The 19680-nt window shown below is 74.8% G+C and carries 9 protein-coding genes; 8 read left to right on the top strand and 1 reads right to left on the bottom strand.

What is annotated here, in order from left to right; genetic code table 11:
- Positions 1-13 precede the first annotated feature (13 nt).
- From AB0N76_RS01715 to AB0N76_RS01750, 8 genes are all read left to right on the top strand, one after another.
- On the top strand, positions 14-1246 hold the full coding sequence (locus AB0N76_RS01715; RefSeq protein ID WP_363552012.1) for a beta-ketoacyl-[acyl-carrier-protein] synthase family protein: 1233 nt from the start codon (positions 14-16) through the stop codon (positions 1244-1246).
- Positions 1243-2367: a beta-ketoacyl synthase N-terminal-like domain-containing protein gene (locus tag AB0N76_RS01720; protein ID WP_363552010.1), complete on the top strand. Its 1125-nt coding sequence runs from the start codon at positions 1243-1245 to the stop codon at positions 2365-2367. Before AB0N76_RS01715 ends, AB0N76_RS01720 begins: the two co-directional genes overlap by 4 nt.
- Positions 2364-3125: a 3-oxoacyl-ACP reductase FabG gene (fabG, locus tag AB0N76_RS01725; protein WP_363552008.1), complete on the top strand. Its 762-nt coding sequence runs from the start codon at positions 2364-2366 to the stop codon at positions 3123-3125. The genes AB0N76_RS01720 and fabG overlap by 4 nt, the downstream gene beginning before the upstream one ends.
- 46 nt (positions 3126-3171) lie before the next feature.
- Complete coding sequence (locus AB0N76_RS01730) at positions 3172-3882, top strand: DsbA family protein (RefSeq protein WP_363552006.1); 711 nt, start codon at positions 3172-3174, stop codon at positions 3880-3882.
- Between the two features lie 151 nt (positions 3883-4033).
- Positions 4034-15289 (top strand): amino acid adenylation domain-containing protein, encoded by an 11256-nt coding sequence (locus AB0N76_RS01735; protein WP_363552004.1) that lies wholly within the window; start codon positions 4034-4036, stop codon positions 15287-15289.
- Positions 15286-16107, top strand: a complete 822-nt coding sequence (locus AB0N76_RS01740; protein WP_363552002.1) for an ABC transporter permease — start codon at positions 15286-15288, stop codon at positions 16105-16107. Before AB0N76_RS01735 ends, AB0N76_RS01740 begins: the two co-directional genes overlap by 4 nt.
- Positions 16108-16146: 39 nt before the next feature.
- Positions 16147-17415, top strand: coding sequence for a cytochrome P450 (locus AB0N76_RS01745; RefSeq protein ID WP_363552000.1), 1269 nt, complete (start codon positions 16147-16149; stop codon positions 17413-17415).
- 1 nt (position 17416) lies between these two features.
- Entirely contained in the window at positions 17417-18385 is a 969-nt protein-coding gene (locus tag AB0N76_RS01750; RefSeq protein ID WP_363551998.1) for a TauD/TfdA family dioxygenase, read from the top strand.
- A gap of 78 nt (positions 18386-18463) precedes the next feature.
- Here the strand turns inward: AB0N76_RS01750 and trpD are convergent, their stop codons facing one another.
- Entirely contained in the window at positions 18464-19513 is a 1050-nt protein-coding gene (trpD, locus tag AB0N76_RS01755; protein WP_363552233.1) for an anthranilate phosphoribosyltransferase, read from the bottom strand.
- Positions 19514-19680: the final 167 nt, after the last annotated feature.

Raw genomic sequence — 19680 nt, forward strand, 5'->3', positions numbered from 1 at the left:
GACGGGAGTGCACGTGCACGAGAACGAGCAACGGCCGCGCCGCGTCGTCATCACCGGCCTCGGCGTGGTCACCAGCATCGGCCTCGGCGTCCCCGCCTTCCTGGACGGCCTGCGGGCCGGCCGGAGCGGGGTCAAGCCGATCACGGCCTTCGACACGACGGGATTCGCCCACTCCAACGGGTGCGAGGTCGACGACTTCGCCCCGGGGGAGTGGATCCACCGGTTGGACCCGGACGAACTGGGGCGCGCCACCCAGTTCTCGGTGGCCGCCGCCAACATGGCGGTGGCCGACAGCGGGCTGAGCCCCGAGGAGCTCCGGCGCCGCCGGGCGCTGGTCTCGGTCGGCACGACTGACGCGGAGTCCCGCGACCTGGACGTGCTGGTCGGGCAGCAGCTGGAGCACGGCCCCGAGTCGTGGTCGGCGGACGTGGTCCGCCGGACCCAGGCCGGTGGGCTGTCGCTCGGCATCGTCCGCGAACTCGGCCTCACCGACGTCGAGGCGCTCACCATCCCGACCGCCTGCTCGGCCGGCAACTACGCCGTCGGCAGCGGGTTCGACGCGATCCGGGACGGCGACGCGGAGATCGCGCTGTGCGGCGGCGCCGACGCCGTCTGCCGCAAGACCTTCTCCGGCTTCTACCGGCTCGGCACCATCGCCCCGGACGCCTGCCGGCCCTTCGACAAGGACCGCAAGGGCATCCTCACCGGCGAGGGCGCCGGCATCCTGCTGATGGAGAGCCTGGAGTCGGCGACCGCCCGCGGCGCGCGGATCTACGCCGAGGTGCTCGGGTACGGGCTGAACTGCGACGCGCACCACCCGGTCGCGCCGGACCGGGACAGCCTGGCCCGCTGCATGGAGATCGCCCACCGCAACGCCGGGGTCAAGCCGGAGGACATCGACTTCATCTCCGCGCACGGCACCGGCACCAAGGCCAACGACGTGACCGAGGCCGGCGCCATCCGGCAGGTGTTCGACGCACCGCCGCCGGTGGTCTCGATCAAGTCGATGATCGGGCACGCGATGGGCGCGGCCAGCGCGCTGGCCTCGGCCGCCTGCGCGCTCGCCATCTCGCACGGCTTCATCCCGCCGACCATCAACCACCGGGAGACCGACCCGGAGTGCGGCGTGGACTGCGTGCCCAACGAGGCCAGGACCGCCGAGCTGAACATGGTCCAGAACAACGGGCTCGCCTTCGCGGGCAACAACGCCGTGCTGATCCTCGGCCGGTACCGGGAGGCGTCGTGACCACCGCACCGCAGACCGCCACCGACCGGGCCGGGCTGGTCTTCACCGCCTGGTCGGCGGTGTCCCCGTACGGGGTGGGCAGCGAGCCCTACCGGGACGGCGTGCTGGCCGGCCACTCCGGCGTCGGCGAGCTGGACCGGGAGGCCCACCCCGGCCCGTTCGCGCGGGCCGGCCTGATCCCGGACTTCAGCGCCGCGAAGTACGTCGGCAAGAAGGGCACCCGCAACATGGACCGGGTGACGGCGATCACCGTCACCGCGGTCGGGCGCCTGCTCGCCGACTGCGGACCGGGCCTGACGGAGCGTCCGGAGCAGATCGCGCTGGTGCTCGGGACCGGCTCCGGCAGCCTCCAGAGCACCATGGACTTCACCAAGGGCTCGCTCACCGGCGAGCGGCCGTACCACGTGGAACCGGCCAACTTCCCGAACGCCATCATGAACCGGGCCGCCGGGCAGAGCGCCATCTGGCACGGGCTCAAGGGTCCCAACACCACCATCACCGGCGGCCGGCTGGCCGGCCTGCTCGCGCTCAGCTACGCCGCCCGGCTGCACCGCGGCGGCCACGCCACCCGGGTGCTGTGCGGCGCCGCCGAGGAGTACTCGGAGCAGCGGGCCTGGATCGAGTGGCACGGCCGGGTGGGCGAGGACCGCGAGACCCCGCTCGGCGAGGGCGCCTCGGTCTGCCTGCTGGAGCGCGCCGAGGACGCGGTCGAGGCCGGGCGCACCCCGCTGGCCCGGCTGCTCGGCACCCGGTTCCGCGCGTTCGCCGAGCGCGGCGACGCCCGCGCGGCGCTCGCCGGCTGCGTCCGGGACGCGCTGGCCCGGGCCGGCGTGACCCCCGCGGACGTCACCCTGGTGGCGCCGCTGGGCGCGGGCGACGGCTTCGACACCGTCGAGGAGCAGGCGCTCGACGACGTGCTCGGGGCCTCGGCGGAGCCGGAGTGGATCCGCTGCCGGCCGCTGCTCGGCGACACCGCCGGCGCGGCGACCGGGCTCCAGCTGGCCGCGGTGCTGGCCCGGGCGGAGCTCGGCGGGCTGACCCCGGACGGGGTCGCGCTGGTCACCGGCATCGAGCGGGACGGCCAGGTCGGCTGTGCCGTGATCGGCGGGTGGGCGCGGTGACCGGGACGACGGACGGGTCGGCGGCCCGCAAGGTCGCCCTGGTGACCGGCGGCTCCCGGGGCATCGGCGCCCACGTGGTGGACCGGCTGGCCCGGGACGGCTACGACGTCGCGTTCTGCTACCGGTCGGACCAGGACGCGGCGGAGGCCGTCGCCAAGGAGGCGACCGGCCACGGCGCCGCGGTGCTGGCCCGCAAGGTGGACGTGGCCGACGCCGGCGAGGTGCGGACCTTCGTGAAGACGGTCGAGAAGGAGCTGGGGCCGCTGCACACGGTGGTCTCCTGCGCCGGCATCGTCCGGGACAACCCGCTGGTCATGCTCTCCGAGGCGGACTGGGACGCGGTGCTGCGGACCAACCTGGACGGCACCTACCACGTCTGCAAGGCCGCGGTCTTCGCGATGATGAAGCGCCGCACCGGCTCGCTGGTCACGCTGTCCTCGGTGGCCGGCGTGTACGGCAACGCCACCCAGGCCAACTACTCGGCCTCCAAGGCCGGACTGATCGGCTTCACCAAGGCGGTGGCGAAGGAGGCCGGCCCGTACGGGATCCGGGCCAACGTCGTCGCGCCGGGGTTCATCGAGACCGACATGATCTCCGGACTCGCCGAGGGCTACGCCGGGAAGATGGCCGAGCGCATCCCGCTGGGTCGGTTCGGCCGGCCCGAGGAGGTCGCGGACCTGGTCTCCTTCCTGGTGTCCGAGCGCGCGTCCTACATCACCGGCCAGGTGTTCGGCGTCGACGGCGGACTCGTCGTCTGAGGCCCGCCGGCCCTCTTCCTCCCGTCCTCAAAAGGGGTTCTTTGGCATGGCCAAGAAGACCAAGATTCCGCGGTTCTACTTCTCCCTGCGCAGCCCGTACTCCTGGCTGCTCCACCGGGAACTGACCACCCGGCTGCCCGACATCGCCGAGGGCGTCGAATGGGTGCCGTTCTGCGAGCCGGACGCCAAGACCACCGAGATGCTGGCCGAGTTCGGCGGCGAGTACGTGGTCGGCGAGATGACCCGGGCCAAGAACATGTACATCCTCCAGGACATCGGCCGGCTCGCGAAGGACCGGGGCATCGACATGACCTGGCCGGTGGACCGGGACTCGGTCTGGGAGGTCCCGCACCTGGGCTACCTGGTCGCCGAGGCCAAGGGCCAGGGCCGCGCCTACATCGCCGCCTGCTACCAGGCCCGCTTCCTGGAGGGCCGCGACATCTGCGACCCGAAGGTGGTCGGCGAGATCGGCGATTCGCTGGGCGTCGACGGCGACCTGGTCGCCGGCGCGGTCGACGACCCGGACCTGCGCGCCGAGGGCACCCGGCTGCTGGCCCAGGCCGGCACCGACGGGGTCTTCGGGGTGCCGTTCTTCGTCCACGGCTTCACCCGCTTCTGGGGTCTGGACCGGCTCGACGACTTCGCCGCCTACATGCGCGGCAAGGGCCTCGCCGCGACCTCCCTGCCGGAGCCGTACAACGGCGCCGTGCGGCTCGGCCCGTCGATCGACGACGGCCACGCGGGCGGCTGCGGCTGACCCGCCGGCACCGCACGCCAGTTGGGCAAACACCGCCGGGGCGCCAGGACGGCGCCCCGGCACATTCTGCGTCAGTTGCAGGTCAGCGAGGTGTCAGCGGGCGCGACAAGCATCGTCCGTACCGCCGGGTGACCTTGTCGAGGGGATAGCTATGGATGACGTTCGGACGGCCGGCCTGCCACTCACCGCGGGCCAGCAGGACATCTGGTTCGACGAGAAGATCACCGGTGGCGGCGCCAGCTACAACACGGCGATCTTCTGGGACATCCAGGGGCCGCTGGACCGGGACCTCTTCCTGACCGCGCTCGGCCGGCTCGTCGAGGAGTCCGAGTGCCTGCGCACCCGGTACTTCGAGGTCGACGGCGAGCCGCGGCAGATCGTCGAGCCGCTGCCCGAACCGCCGCTGGCGATCACCGACGTGAGCGCCGCGGCCGACCCGTTCGAGGCCGCCCGCGACGGCATCCGCGCCGACATGGCGATCCCGTTCGACATCGCCTCCGGCGAGCCGCTGTTCCGGCTCAGCGTCTACCTGCTGGCCGAGGACCGGATCGTCTTCTGCCTGAACAACCACCACCTCGCCTCCGACGGCTTCAGCTACGTCATCTACTGGCAGCGGCTGTCCGCGATCTACGCCACCCTGCTGGAAGGCGGCGACCCGGACGAGGGCCGGTTCGCCCCGCTGCAGACCCTGATCGACGCCGAGGCCGCGTACGTCGACCACAAGCACCACGCCCGCGACCGGGCCTACTGGGAGCAGCGGCTCACCGACGCGCCCGAGCCGATCACCTTCTCCCGCCGGGACGCCGAGCCCGCGCAGACCTTCCTGCGCGAGCAGACCGTGCTGCCGGTGGAGATCGCCGAGAAGATGCGCGCCATCGCCTGGGAGATCCGGGCGACCTGGCAGAGCGTCGTGGTGGCGGCCGTCGGCGCCTACACCCAGCGGATCACCGGCGCCCAGGACGTGCTGCTCTCGCTGCCGGTCACCGCCCGGGTCGGCGGCACCATGCAGGTCATCCCCGGCATGGTGGTCAACTACGTGCCGCTGCGCCTTGCCGTGCACCCCGGCCTGACCCGCGGCGAGCTGCTCGCGGCGGCGTACAAGGAGCTCGCCGGCGGGCTCAAGCACCAGCGCCTGCGGGTCAGCCGGATCCGCCGCGGCATGGGCCTGTCCAGCGACGACCGCCGGGCGTTCGGGCCGTTCGTCAACATGATGCCGCAGATCGAGAAGCTGTCGATCGGCCCGTGCGAGGCCGTCATGCACAACCTCTCCACCGGCCTCATCGACGACTTCGAGTTCACCCTGGCCGACAAGGGCGAGGCGGGCATCGCCCTCGACCTCAGCGGCAACGAGGCCCGCTACGACCGGGACGAGCTGCGCGACCACCTCACCCGCTTCCTCACCTTCCTCGACCGGTTCGTCTCCGCCGACGCGGACACCCCGCTCGCCGCGCTGGACCTGCTCGCCCCCACCGAGCGGGCCGAGCTGACCGCCGCGCTCACCGGGCCGGTCCGCACCGAGCCCTACCTCGGCGTGGTCGACCGGGTCCGCGAGCACGCCCGGCAGCGCCCCGACGCGGTCGCCGTCACCGACGACGGCGGCGTGCTGACCTACGCCGAACTGGCCGGCCGGGCCGGCGCCGTGTCCGAACTGCTCGCTGGCGACAGCGGCGTGGTCGCCATCCTGACCGAGCCCGGCCGGGACTTCCTGGTCGCCGAGCTCGGCGTGCTCGGCACCCGCCGGGCCTTCCTGCCGCTCGACCCGCGCGCCCCGCTGGCCCGGCTGACCGACCTGCTCGCCGACAGCGGCGCCACCGCCGTCCTCGCCGACCGGGCCCACCGCGAGCTCGCCGAGCGGGCCGGCGTCCAGGTCGGCCGCCCGGTCACGGTGCACGAGCTGGACGGCGCCCGGGTGGCCCCCGAGGCCCTGGCGCCGGTCGGCGACGACCCGCGCGACCTCGCCTACGTGATCTACACCTCCGGCTCCACCGGCCGCCCCAAGGGCGCCCTGGTGGAGCGCGGCGGCATGGTCAACCACCTGCTGGCCAAGGTCGAGGACCTCGCCCTGGACCAGGACGCCGCGGTGGTCCACAGCTCCCCGGTCACCTTCGACGTGACGGTCTGGCAGACCCTCTCCGGCCTGGTCGCCGGCGGCCGGACCCGCCCGGTCCACCGGGACGTCCAGGCCGACCCGGACGCCCTGTTCGGCACCATCGCCGCCGAGAAGCTGACCGTGCTGGAGGTCGTCCCCTCGCTGCTGCGCGCGACCCTGGACGCCTGGGACGCGGCCGGCCGCTCGCCCGCCCTGCCCACCCTGCGGGTGCTGATCTCCAACGGCGAGGCGCTGCCCGCCGAACTGTGCGCGCGCTGGTCCGGCTACCACCCGGCCGTCCCGGTGGCCAACATGTACGGGCCCACCGAGTGCTCCGACGACGTCACCCACGAGTTCGTCCGGCCCGGCGAGACCGTCGACGGGCCCACCGCGCCGATCGGCCGCCCGGTCCGCAACACCACCCTGTACGTGCTCGGCGACGACCTGACGCCGGTGCCGCGCGGCGTGCCCGGCGAGCTGTTCATCGGCGGCGCCGGCGTCGGCCGCGGCTACCTCGGCGACCCGCGCCGCACCGCCACCACCTTCCTCGCCGACCCCTTCGCGGGCGGCGGCGCCCGGATGTACCGCACCGGCGACCGGGTGGTGCTGCGCGGCGACGGCAAGCTGGAGTTCCTGGAGCGGCGCGACCACCAGCTGAAGATCCGCGGCCAGCGGATCGAGCCCGGCGAGGTCGAGTCGGCGCTGCGCACGCTGGCCGGCGTGGGCGACGCGATCGTGGTCGGCGTGCCGGACCGGGCCGGGCACAAGCGCCTGGTCGGCTACCTGGCCCCGGAGGCCGCCGGCGACGAGGCCGCGGCCGCCGCCGCGCTGGACACCGACGCGCTGCGCGCCGAGCTGGCCGCGCTGCTGCCCGGCCCGATGGTGCCCTCCGTGCTGATCGCGCTGCCCCGGCTGCCGCTGACCGCGCACGGCAAGGTGGACCGCAAGGCGCTGCCCGCCCCCGCGTTCGAGCGGACCGAGACCGGCCGGGCCGCGGCCACCCCGCAGGAGGAGGTGCTCTGCCAGGTGCTGGCGGAGGCCCTCGGCCTGCCCCGGATCGGCCCGGACGACAACTTCTTCGCGCTCGGCGGCGACTCCATCACCGTCATCCAGGTGGTCAGCCGGGCCCGCAAGGCCGGCCTGGCGGTCACCCCCCGGGACGTCTTCCGGCACCGCACCCCGGCCGGCATCGCCGCCGTGGTCCGGGCGGCCGAGCCGGCCGCCCCGGAAGCGGAGGCGGACGGCGTCGGCGCCGTCGAACTCACCCCGGTGATCGACCAGTTGCGCGAGGAGCTCGGCCGACTGGACGGCCCCGCCCGGGAGTTCGCCCAGTACGCGACCGTCACCCTGCCGGCCGGCGCGCGCACCGAGGAGCTGCTGCCCGCGCTCCAGGCGGTGCTGGACCGGCACGACGCGCTGCGGCTGCGGCTGACCGAGCCGGTCCCCGGCCTGTGGTCCGCCGAGACCCTGCCGGTCGGCGCCGTCCGCGCCGAGCAGGTGCTCCACCCCGCCGCGGCGGACGCCGACTTCGAGGGGCAGCTGGCCGCCGCCCGCGCCCGGCTGCGCCCCGAGGAGGGGCTGCTGGTGCAGGCCGTCCGGCTGCCCGGCGAGGGCCCGGCCGACCGGCTGCTGCTGGTGATCCATCACCTCGCCGTGGACGGCGTCTCCTGGCGGATCCTGCTGCCCGACCTGGCGGCCGCCTTCGACGCCGCCCGCACGGGCACCGCGATCCGCCTCGACCCGGTCGGCACCTCCTTCCGGCGCTGGGCCAAGCTGCTCTCCGAGGAGTCCCGGGCCGCCCACCGGGTCGCCGAACTCCCGTTCTGGGCCGAGCAGTCGACCGCCGAGCGGGCCCCGGTCGCGGACCGCCGCACCGACCCCGCGCGGGACGTCCACCGCACCGCCGGCCGGCTGCGCGTCGAGCTGTCCGCCGACCGCACCGCCGAGGTGCTCACCCGGGTGCCCGCGGTCTTCCACGCCGAGGCCAACGAGGTGCTGCTGACCGCGCTGGCGCTGGCCGTCGGCGACTGGCACCGCAAACACGGCCGCACCGGCCGGCGCACCCTGGTCGAGCTGGAGGGCCACGGCCGCGAGGACGTCTTCCCGGGCGTCGACCTGTCCCGCACGGTCGGCTGGTTCACCAGCGTCCTGCCGCTCGCCCTCGACCTCGGCGAGCTGGACTGGGCCGAGGCGTTCACCGGCGGCGCGGCCGCCGGCACCGCCCTCAAGCGGATCAAGGAGCAGCTGCGCGCGCTCCCCGACCACGGCCTCGGCCACGGCCTGCTGCGCCACCTCAACCCGCAGACCGCCGGGGTGCTCGGCCGGCTCGGGACCCCGGAGATCGGCTTCAACTACCTGGGCCGGTTCGCGGCCGGCAGCGGCGGCGCCTGGTCGGTCGAGAGCGGCGGCGCCGGTCTCACCGCCTCGCCCGACACCCCGCTGCGCTACGCCGTCGACCTGGTCTCGATCACCGAGGAGCGGCCCGGCGGCGCCGTCCTGGTCGCCGACTGGACCTGGGCCGAGGGCCTGCTGTCCGAGCAGGACGTCCGGCAGCTCGCCGAGGGCTGGTTCCGCGCCCTGGAGGCGCTCGCCGCGCACGCCGCCCGGCCCGGCGCCGGCGGCCGCACCCCGTCCGAGTTCCCGCTGGTCGCGCTGACCCAGCCGGAGATCGAGGCGTACGAGCGGGAGTTCGAGAACCTGGCCGACATCCTGCCGCTCTCCCCGCTGCAGCGCGGCCTGCTGTTCGCGGCCGAGTTCGACCGGCACGGCATGGACGCCTACACGCTCCAGGTGGTGATGGACTTCGGCGGGCCGCTCGACCGCTCGGCGCTGCACGCCGCGGCCGGCGCGCTGCTCGCCCGCAACCCCGGCCTGCGGGCCTCCTTCCACAGCCGCGACCTGGGCGACCCGGTGCAGATCGTCTCCGCCGAGGTGCCGCTGCCGTGGACCGAGGTCGACCTCACCGGCGTGCCGGCCGAGGAGCAGGAGGACGAGGTCCGGCGGCTCACCGACGAGGAGTGGCTGCGCCGCTTCGAGGTCGAGCGGGCCCCGCTCACCCGGTTCACCGTCTACCGGCTCGGCGCCGAGCGGCACCGGGTGGTGTGGACCGCGCACCACATGCTGGTGGACGGCTGGTCGCTGTCCGCGGTGCTGGCCGGCGAGCTGGTCGAGCTGTGGGCGAACGGCGCGGACGTCGCGGCGCTGGCGCCGGTGGTCCCGGCCCGCGGCTTCCTGGAGTGGTCGGCCGCGCAGGACAAGGCGGGCGCCCGCGAGGCCTGGCAGAAGGAGCTGGCCGGCATCGACGAGCCGACCCGGCTCGGCCCGGCCGACCGGGGCCAGGTCTCGGCGCTGCCCGGCACCTGGGAGAGCGAGCTGGACACCCGGCTGACCGACGCGCTCGGCGGCTGGGCGAAGGCCCGCGGACTCACCATGAACACCGTGGTCCAGGGCGCCTGGGCGATCACCCTCGGCCGGCTCACCGGCCGCCGCGACGTCACCTTCGGCGCGGTCTACTCGGGCCGCCCGGCCGACCTGCCCGAGGTCGACCGGATGGTCGGCGCCTTCCTGCACACCCTGCCGGTCCGGGTGAACCTGGACCCGGGGCTGAGCGCCGAGGCGATGCTGGCCGACCTCCAGGACCGCCAGCTCGGCCTGGAGGAGCACCACCACCTCGGCCTGGCCGAGGTGCAGCAGGGCGCCGGCATCGGCGAGCTGTTCGACACCGTGGTCAGCTACCACAACTACCCGGCCGGCGTGCTGGACGGCATCGCCGAGCGGATCCCCGGCCTGCGGCTGCTGGGCTGGGAGGCCCGGGTCGTCGCCGAGTACCCGCTGGCGCTGAGCGTCTTCCCCGGCGAGCGGATCCGGCTGGAGGCCCAGTACCGGCCCGACGTGTTCGGCCCCGAGGAGGTCGCCGCCACCGTCCGGCGCTTCGTCCGGGTGCTGGAGGCCCTGGTCGCCGACCCGGCCACCCCGCTCGGCCGGCTGGAGACCCTGGACGAGACCGAGCGCGGCCAGCTGCTCGGCGACTGGTCCGGCGCGGCCCGCGCGCAGCAGCCGACCGAGCTGCTCACCACCGAGCTGTTCGAGCGCCGGGCGGCCGCGGCCCCCGACAAGACCGCCGTCCTGCTCGGCACCGAGGAGACCGGCTACGCCGAGCTGAACCGCCGGGCCAACCGGCTGGCCCGGCGGCTGACCGGGCTCGGCGTCGGCCCCGAGCGCACCGTCGCGGTGCTGCTGCCGCGCTCCGCCGACCTGGTGGCCGCCGCCCTCGGCGTGCTCAAGGCCGGCGCGGCCTACCTGCCGGTCGACCCCGGCTACCCCGACGACCGGATCGGCTACATGCTGGCGGACGCCCGCCCGGCCGTCCTGCTGACCGACGCCGCCACCGCGGCCCGGGCGGCCGAGCACGGCTGGCCGGCCGGCGAGGTCCTGCTGGTCGACGACCCGGAGACGGCCGCGCTGGCGGACGGCGACCTCACCGACGCCGACCGGACCGCCCCGCTGCGGGCCGGCCACGCCGCCTACGTCATCTACACCTCCGGCTCCACCGGCCGCCCCAAGGGCGTCGTGGTCGCCCACACCGGCCTGCTGGCGATGGTCGCCAGCCTGGTCGAGCGGTTCGGCCTGGACGAGGAGACCCGGGTCCTGCAGTTCGCCTCGGCCAGCTTCGACGCCTCGGTCTGGGAGTTCATGCTGGCGCTGCTCAACGGCGGCACCCTGGTGATCGCCGACGACGAGTGCCGGGCCCCCGGCCAGCCGCTGGTCGACCTGCTCAACCGGGCCCGGATCAACCTGGCCGGCCTGCCGCCGGTGGTGGTCGGCGGACTGCCCGAGGGCAGCACGCTCCCCGCCGACCTGCGGCTCGCGGTGGCCGGCGAGGCCGTCCCCGCCGAGGTGGTCGAGCGCTGGGCCGACAAGGTCCGGCTGTTCAACGGGTACGGCCCGACCGAGGCGGTGGTCGCCTCCACCGTCGGCGGCCCGCTGGAGGGCGACGGCCGCCCGCCGATCGGCCGGCCCACCACCGCGCACCGGGTCTACGTGCTCGACCGCGACCTGGTGCCCGTCCCGGTCGGCGTGGCCGGTGAGCTCTACGTCGGCGGCGGCCTGGCCCGCGGCTACCTGGGCCGGCCCGACCTCACCGCGCAGCGCTTCGTCGCCGACCCGTTCGGCCCGGCCGGCGGCCGGCTCTACCGGACCGGCGACCTGGTCCGCTGGCTGCCCGACGGCCAGCTCGACTACCTCGACCGCGCCGACGACCAGGTGCAGCTGCGCGGCTTCCGGATCGAGCTCGGCGAGATCGCCTCGGCCCTGCTCGCCCAGCCGGGCGTGGAGCAGGCCGTGGTGACGGTCCGGGAGGACGACGGCGAGCGCCGGCTGGTCGCCCACGTGGTGGTCGCCGACCCCGCGGTCACCGGACTGCTGCGCGAGCGGCTGGCCGAGTCGCTGCCCGAGTACATGGTGCCCTCGGCGGTGGTCGCGCTGGAGGCGCTGCCGCTGACCGCCCAGGGCAAGCTCGACCGCAAGGCGCTGCCCGCCCCCGAACTGGGCGGCCGGACCGAGGGCCGGGCCCCGCGCACGCCCACCGAGGAGATCCTCTGCGGCCTGTTCGCCGACGTCCTGGACGTCGAACGGGTCTCCGTGGACGACGACTTCTTCGCCATCGGCGGGCACTCGCTGCTCGCCACCAAGCTGGTCAGCCGGGCCCGCAGCGCGCTCGGCGTGGAACTGCCGATCCGCGCGCTGTTCGAGCAGAAGACGGTCGCGGCGCTGGCCGGCTACCTGGCCGGCGCGGCCACCGCCCGCACCCCGCTCGCCCCCGCACCCGAGGGCACCGAGCCGCCGCTGTCCTTCTCGCAGCAGCGGCAGTGGTTCCTCAACCGCCGCGAGGGCGACAGCGGGGCCTACAACTCGCCGGTGGCGCTGCGGCTCAACGGCCGGCTCAACGCCGAGGCGCTCCAGGCGGCGCTCGCCGACCTGGCCGAACGGCACGAGGTGCTGCGCACCGTGCTGCCCGAGGTCGACGGCGTGCCCACGCTGCGGGTGCTGGACGCCGCCGCCGGGGCGCCGGTGCTCAAGGCCCGGCACACCACCGCGGACGGCCTCGCCGCCGCGCTGGCCGCCGAGGCCGACCAGGGCTTCGACCTGACCGCCGAACCGCCGCTGCGGGTCCGGCTGTTCGACCTCGGCCCGGACGAGCACGTGCTGCTGCTGGTCTTCCACCACATCGGCTTCGACGGCTGGTCGATGGCGCCGATGCTGCGCGACCTGGCCGCCGGCTACCGGGCCCGGTCCGCCGGGCACGCCCCGCAGTGGCGGCCGCTGCCGGTCCAGTACGCGGACTTCGCGGTCTGGCAGCGCGAACTGCTCGGCTCCCCGGAGGACCCGGACAGCCTGGTCGGCCGGCAGCTCGACTACTGGCGGGACGCCCTCGCCGGGATCCCCGAGCAGCTGGAGCTGCCCACCGACTTCCCCCGTCCGGAGGTCGCCGGCACCGAGGGCGACGAGGTGATGTTCGACCTGGACCCGGCGCTCTACGCGCAGCTGGTCGAGATCGCCCGGAACACCGGCACCACCGAGTTCATGGTCCTGCAGGCCGCGTTCTCCACCCTGCTCGGCCGGCTCGGCGGCGTCACCGACGTCCCGCTCGGCATCACCGTCGCCGGCCGCACCGACGAGGCGCTCGACGACCTGGTCGGGGTGTTCATCAACTCCCTGGTGCTGCGCAGCGACCTGAGCGGCGACCCGACCTTCCTGGAGCTGCTGGACCGGCTCCGGGAGAGCGACCTGGCCGCGTTCTCGCACCAGGACGTGCCCTTCGAGCAGGTCGTCGAGGCGGTCCGGCCGAGCCGCTCGCTGGCCCGGCACCCGCTGTTCCAGGTCGTGCTGAGCATGCAGAACAACGAGGAGGGCCGGCTGGACCTGCCCGGCCTGCGGGCGAACCTGGAGTTCATGCCCACCGACCGGGTCAAGGTCGACCTGGTGCTGCAGATCGTGCCCTGGCCGGAGACGAACATCGTGCGCGGCCTGCTCGGCTACCGCACCGACCTGTTCACCCGGGGCACCGTCGAGCGGATGACCGAGCAGTTCGTCCGGCTGCTGCACGCGGTGGCCGCCGACCCGCGGGCCCGGCTCAGCACCCTGCCGCTGCTCTCCGACGCGGAGCGCGCGCAGGTGCTGGACGGCTGGAACGCCACCGACCACGCCGGCCCGGAGCGCACCCTGCCCGAGCTGTTCGCGGAGCGGGCCGCCCGGACCCCGGACGCGCCCGCCGTCACGGCCGGCGCCCAGCGGATCACCTACGCCGAGCTGGACGCCCGGTCCAACCGGCTGGCCCGCCGGCTGATCGAGGCCGGCGCCGGACCGGAGCGGTTCGTCGCGCTGGCCGTGCCGCGGCCGATCGACCGGGCCACGGCGGCCCTCGCGGTGCTCAAGTCGGGCGCGGCGGTGCTGCCGGTCGAGGCGGACGAGCCGCCCGCCCGGATCAAGGCGCTGCTCGCCGAGCTCGCCCCGGTCGGCCTGCTGACCACGGCGGGCCTCGCCCCCCGGCTGCGCCCGCTGCAGCTGCCCACGGTGGTGCTGGACGCCCCCGAGGTGCTCGCCCAGTCCGACGGCCCGCTGGCCGACGGCGAGCGGACGGCGCCGCTGCGCCCCGAGCACGCCGCGTACGCGATCCGCGCCGAGGGCGCGGACGGCCGCCCGGCCGCCCTGCTCGTCGAGCACCGCGCGGCGGCCGAACGGGCCGCCTGGGCGGAGCACGGCGGCGCCGAGGCCGGACTGCTCGCGGTGCTGACCGAGGGCGGCGCCGCCGCGGCCGAGCCGCTGCCCGCCGACTGGGCTGGACCGGCGACCTTCGGGCCGCGCGAGGCGGCGGCCTGGAACAGCCGGCGCTACGTCCTGGACGAGTGGCTGCGGCCGGTGCCGCCCGGAGTGGTCGGCGAGGTGTACGTCGCGGGCGCGGTCCTGCCGCGCGGCTACGCCGGACGCCCCGGCGACACCGCCCAGCGGTTCGTGGCGAACCCGTACGGCCCGGCCGGCTCGGTGCTGCTGCGCACCGGCGAGCGGGCCAAGTGGGACCCGACCGGGGTGCTGCTGGCCCCGGGCGAGGCGGCGGTGCAGCCGGCCGCCCCGGAGGCGGACGAGCCGGCCACGGCCGAGGCGCCGCTGACCGAGGCGGAGCGGGCGCTCTGCGGGATCGTCGCCGAGGTGCTCGGGAAGCCGGAGTTCGAGACGGGCCTGAACTTCTTCGACCACGGCATGGACAGCATGAAGACGCTGCGGGTGGTCAGCCTGGCCCGCAAGGCCGGGCTGGAGGTCAGCATCGCCGACGTCTTCGCCCACCAGACGGTCCGCGAGCTGGCCGGTTCACTGGCCGGTTCGCCGGCCGAGGAGGAGCCGGCCGCGGCACCGGAGGCGACGCCGGAACGGCGCGGCAGCACCGACATCATGGCCGAGGCGATCGAGACGATCGCGGCGGCCGACGGCCACGACGACGAGTCCGACCCGTTCAGCCCGATGCTGCGGATCGAGCGCGGCGGCGACCGCCCCGCCCTGTTCTGCCTGCACAGCGGCGTCGGCTTCGCCCTCTCGTACCTGCCGCTCACCCGCTACCTCGACCCGGCCCAGCCGGTCTACGGCGTGCAGGCGCCGTGTGTGGTCGGCGACGCCCCGCTGCCGGAGAGCATCGAGGCGGCCGCGGCCGGCTACGTCGAGTCGATCCGCGCCGTCCAGCCGGAGGGCCCGTACCACCTGCTCGGCTGGTCGCTCGGCGGCATCCTCGCCTACGAGGTCGCCGTCCAGCTGCGGGAGGCCGGCGCCGAGGTCGGCCTGGTGGCCAACCTGGACGCCTACCCGCGCACCGGCCTGGCCGACGAGCGGGACGAACAGGCCCTGCTCGGCTGGCTGCTGGAGGGCATCGGACACCACCGCTCGGAGTTCGGCGACCGCGAGCTGACCATCGAGGACGTCTACCAGGCGCTGCGCCGGGACAACAGCCCGATGGCCCGGATGGGCGAGCGGCGGATGGCCCGGATGGCCGACCTGATGCGGCACCACCAGGGCCTCAACACCCGCTACCGGCCGCGTGGTTACGACGGGCGGATGACGATGTTCGTGGCCACCCGGGCGACCGGCTGGGGCGCGGAGGGCAGCGACCCGACCGAGCTGTGGCGGCCGTTCTTCGACGGTCCGATGGACGTCCACCGGATCGACAGCACGCACGACGACATCCTCGGCCCGGAGCCGCTGGCCCAGGTCGGCCCGGCGGTCGCCGCCGAACTGGCGCGGCTGCACGACGAGTCCAAGGGTGGGAAGGCATGAGTACGACCCTCGTGGTCGGCGGGCCCACAGGCCTGCGGGCGGTCCTGGTCGAGGTCGGCGCGGTGGCCGGACGCCGCCTGCGCCACCTCGGCCGGGCCCCCGGCCGGGTGATCGGCGTGGCGCTCAGCCCGCTGGTCTCGATGGTGATGCTCGGCTACCTCTTCCGGGACGCCGTGACCCTGCCGAGCGGCGGCGACTACGCCGAGTACGTGTTTGCCGGCGGCGCCGTCCAGGTCGGCCTGGCCTGCGTCGGGCCGACCGCGATCTCGGTGGCCATGGACCTCAGAGGCGGGCTGGTCGACCGGTTCCGGTCACTGCCGATCAGCCGCTCCGCGGTGCTCTTCGGGCACACCCTGGCGGACCTGCTGGTCGGGGTGCTGGGGCTGGCGATCGTCACGGTCGCCGGCCTGCTGCTGGGCTGGCGGCCGAGCGGCGGCGTGCTGCCGATGCTCGGCGGGTTCGGGCTGATCGTGGTCTTCGCCTACGTGATGATCTGGCTCGGCGTGCTGCTCGCGATGACGCTGCGCGGGGTGGAGACGATCAGCGTGGTCACCCCGTTCATCGTCGTCGTGCTGCCCTTCCTCTCCAACGCCTTCCTCGCCCCGCAGAACATGCCGGCCGTGATCCGCCCGGTCGCGGAGTGGAACCCGGTCAGCGCGGTGATCTCGGCCTGCCGCGAGGCCTGGGGCAACCCCGCCCCGACGGCCGGCGGCTTCCCGGCGGAGCACCCGGCGGTGGTGCTCGTCGTCTCGCTGGGCGTGCTGTTCACCTTCTGCTCCGCGGTGAGCCTTCACCGCTTCCGCACCGCGGGCTCCTGAGCCCCGAGACTGCCTGAGCCCCGAGACTGGGAGTAAGCCATGACCATGCAGCGGACGTCGGACCCGACCGCCCCGGTGTCGGGTCCGCCGGACCCGGCCGACGTCGAACTCACCGACCTCGACCTCACCGACCCGCAGACCTTCCTCGACGTCGACCTGACCGCGATGTGGCGGCGGTTCCGGGCGGAGAGCCCGGTGCACTGGCACCCGCTGCCCGGCGGGAAGGGCTTCTGGGTGCTCTCCCGGTACGAGGACCTGCTCACCGTCTACCGCGACAACAAGCAGTTCACCTCCGAGACCGGCAACGTGCTCACCACCCTGCTGCAGGGCGAGGACTCGGCCTCCGGGAAGATGCTCGCCGTCACCGACGGCCCGCGCCACCGCGACATCCGCAACCTGATGCTCAAGTCCTTCGCGCCGCGGGTGCTCGCCCCGGTGGTCGAGGGCGTGCACCGGCGGACCAGGGAGCTGATGACCGAGGTCCTGGAGCGCGGCCGGCTGGACTTCGTCACCGACGTCGCGGACCACATCCCGATCAACACCATCGGCGACCTGATGGACATCCCGCTCGCCGACCGCGCGCAGCTGGTCGAGTGGAACACCCAGACGCTGTCCCGGCACAGCTCCGAGGACAGCGAGCTGGAGGAGCTGCTGGCCCGCAACGAGATCCTGCTGTACTTCTCCGAGCTGGCCGCCGAGCGCCGCCGCAACCCCGGCGAGGACGTGCTCAGCGCGCTGGTCACCGGGCTGGTCGACGGCCGCCCGCTGAGCGAGGAGGAGGTCGTCCTCAACTGCTACAGCCTGATCCTCGGCGGCGACGAGTCCAGCCGGATGTCCGCGATCGGCGGGCTGATCGCGCTCGCCGAGAACCCCGACCAGTGGCGGGCGCTGAAGGAGGGCACGGTCACCGTCGACAGCGCCGTCGAGGAGGTGCTGCGGTGGACCACCCCCGCCATGCACTTCGGCCGCCGCGCGCTGGTGGACGTGCCTGTGGGCGACCAGGTGATCAAGGCCGGCGACGTGGTCACGCTGTGGAACAGCTCGGCCAACTTCGACGAGGAGGTCTTCGACGACCCGTTCGCCTTCGACCTCGGCCGCAACCCGAACAAGCACGTCGCCTTCGGCCACGGCCCGCACTACTGCATCGGCGCCTTCCTCGGAAAGGTGCACGTGAACGCCGTGCTGGACTCGCTGCGCAGCATGGTCTCCCGGGTCGAGGTGCTCGGCCCGCCGACCCGGCTCTTCTCCAACTTCGTCGCCGGATACAGCGGCCTGCCCGTCGAACTGACCGCCGAAGGAGCCCGCTGACATGACGACCGACCAGGAGTACCGCGAAGAGCTCAGAGTGGCCGGCGGGACCACCATGGGCGTCCTGTGGGCCGCCCCGGCCGGCGGGCCGGGCGCGGCGGACGGGGCGGAGGGCCTGCGGCTGCGGGCCGAGGAACTGCTCGCCGAGCACGGCGCGGTGATGATCCACGGCCTCGGGATCGCCGACGCGGAGGAGTTCCACGCCGCCGTCGACCGGTTCGGCGACCGGCTGATCCGCAGCTACCGGGGCGGCAACACCCCGCGGGTGGCCGTCTCGGACGGGGTCTTCACCTCCACCGAGTACCCGGCGCGGTTCGAGATCTCGCTGCACAACGAGCTCTCCTACGCGCACAGTTGGCCGCGCCGGCTGTTCTTCGGCTGCCTGCTGGCGGCGGAGACCGGCGGGGCCACCCCGGTGTGCGACGGCGCGGCGCTGCTGGCCGCGCTGGACCCGGAGCTGCGGGCCCGGTTCGCCGCCGGGGTGACCTACCGGCAGTACCTGCACGGGGGTTACGGCCTCGGCAAGTCCTGGCAGGCCACCTTCGAGACCGAGGACCGGGTGGAGGTGGAGGGCTTCCTGCGGGAGTCCGAGGCCGAGTTCGCCTGGACCCCGGAGGGCGGGCTGCGGGTGATCCAGCACCGGCAGGGGATCCTGGAGCACCCGGTCACCGGCCGGCCGGTCTGGTTCAACCAGGCCGACCAGTGGCACCCGTCCAACCTGCCCGAGGGTGAGGCCGGGACGCTGCTGTCGCTCATCGACAGCACCGACGACCTGCCGCACTGGGTCACCTACCGGGACGGCAGCCCGATCCCGGACGAGGACCTGGCGAAGGTCCGGGAGGCCGCCCGGCGGCACCGGCTCTCGGTGCCCTGGCAGGACGGCAGCCTCCTGGTCGTCGACAACCTGCGGGTCCTGCACGGCCGCGAGGCCTACACCGGGGCGCGCCGCGTCCTGGTCTCGATGACCTGACGCGCCCCGCGTGCCGCCGCCTCCGGCCCTCAGGGCCTGTCTTCACACGCCCGGCAGGTGGGGGTGTGGAGACAGGCCCTATGCCTGGGCGGCGGCCGTCCAGCGCTTGAGCACGTCGGCGGCGGCCCCGGAGTCGACGGCCTCGGCGGCCCGCGCGTACCCGTCGGCCAGCCGCTCGGTCACCGGGCGCACACTGGGGGAGAGCGCGGCCAGCCCGGCCGCCGCCGACAGCAGCACGGCGTCGCGCACCGGCCCGGGCGCACCGTCCAGCATCGCCCGGGCCACCGCGGCGTTGTGGACCCGGTCCCCGCCACGCAAGGCCTCGGGGGCGGCCGGCGCGATCCCGAGGTCGCGCGGATCGAAGGACTCGGTCCGCACCTCCCCGTCGGCGACCGACCAGACGGTGGAGGTGGTGGAGACCGTGAGTTCGTCCAGCCCGTCGTCGCCGCGGAACACCAGGGCGCTCACCCCGCGGCGCGCCAGTACCCCGGCGAGCAGCGGGGCCGCCCGCAGGTCCGCGACGCCCACCGCCTGCGCGGCCGGCCGGGCCGGGTTGGCCAGCGGGCCGAGCAGGTTGAACACCGTCCGCACGCCCAGCTCCTTGCGGGTCGGCGCGGCGTGCCGCAGCGCCGGGTGGAACACCGGCGCGAAGCAGAAGGTGATGCCGACCTCCTCGACCAGCTCGGCGACCCGCGCCACCGGCAGGTCCAGGCCCACCCCGAGCTCCTCCAGCACGTCGGCGGAGCCGCACGCGGAGGAGGCGGAGCGGTTGCCGTGCTTGACCACCCGGGCCCCGGCCCCGGCCGCGACCAGCGCCGACATGGTGGAGACGTTGACGCTGTCCGAGCCGTCGCCGCCGGTTCCGACGATGTCCACGGCCGGCCCGGCCACGTCCAGCGGCAGGGCGTGCCGGTACATCGCCCGGACCAGCCCCTCCAGTTCGGCCACCGTCTCGCCCTTGGCCCGCAGGCCGACCGCCAGCGCGGCCACCCGGGCCGGCCCGGCGGCACCGGACATCACCTCGTCCATCGCCCAGGCGGTCTGCTCCGCCGACAGGTCCCTGCCGTCCAGCAGGGCGCCGATCAGCTGCGGCCAGGTGGGGTTCGCGGGCACGGACGCCACGGGGATCCTCCTCGAACGGTGCCGGGCCCTCGCCCGGTCGGGTCTCTGCCGATCTGTGCCGTATCTCTCCCGCCCAGTCTGCGCAGCGGCGGGTAGACCCTTCCAGACCAATGCCCCACCGGACGTACGGTCCACTTCGGGTGGACCTTCGAGCGGACCTTCGAGAGGACGAG

The organism is Kitasatospora sp. NPDC093806, from assembly GCF_040683335.1.
Classification (GTDB): Bacteria; Actinomycetota; Actinomycetes; order Streptomycetales; family Streptomycetaceae; genus Kitasatospora.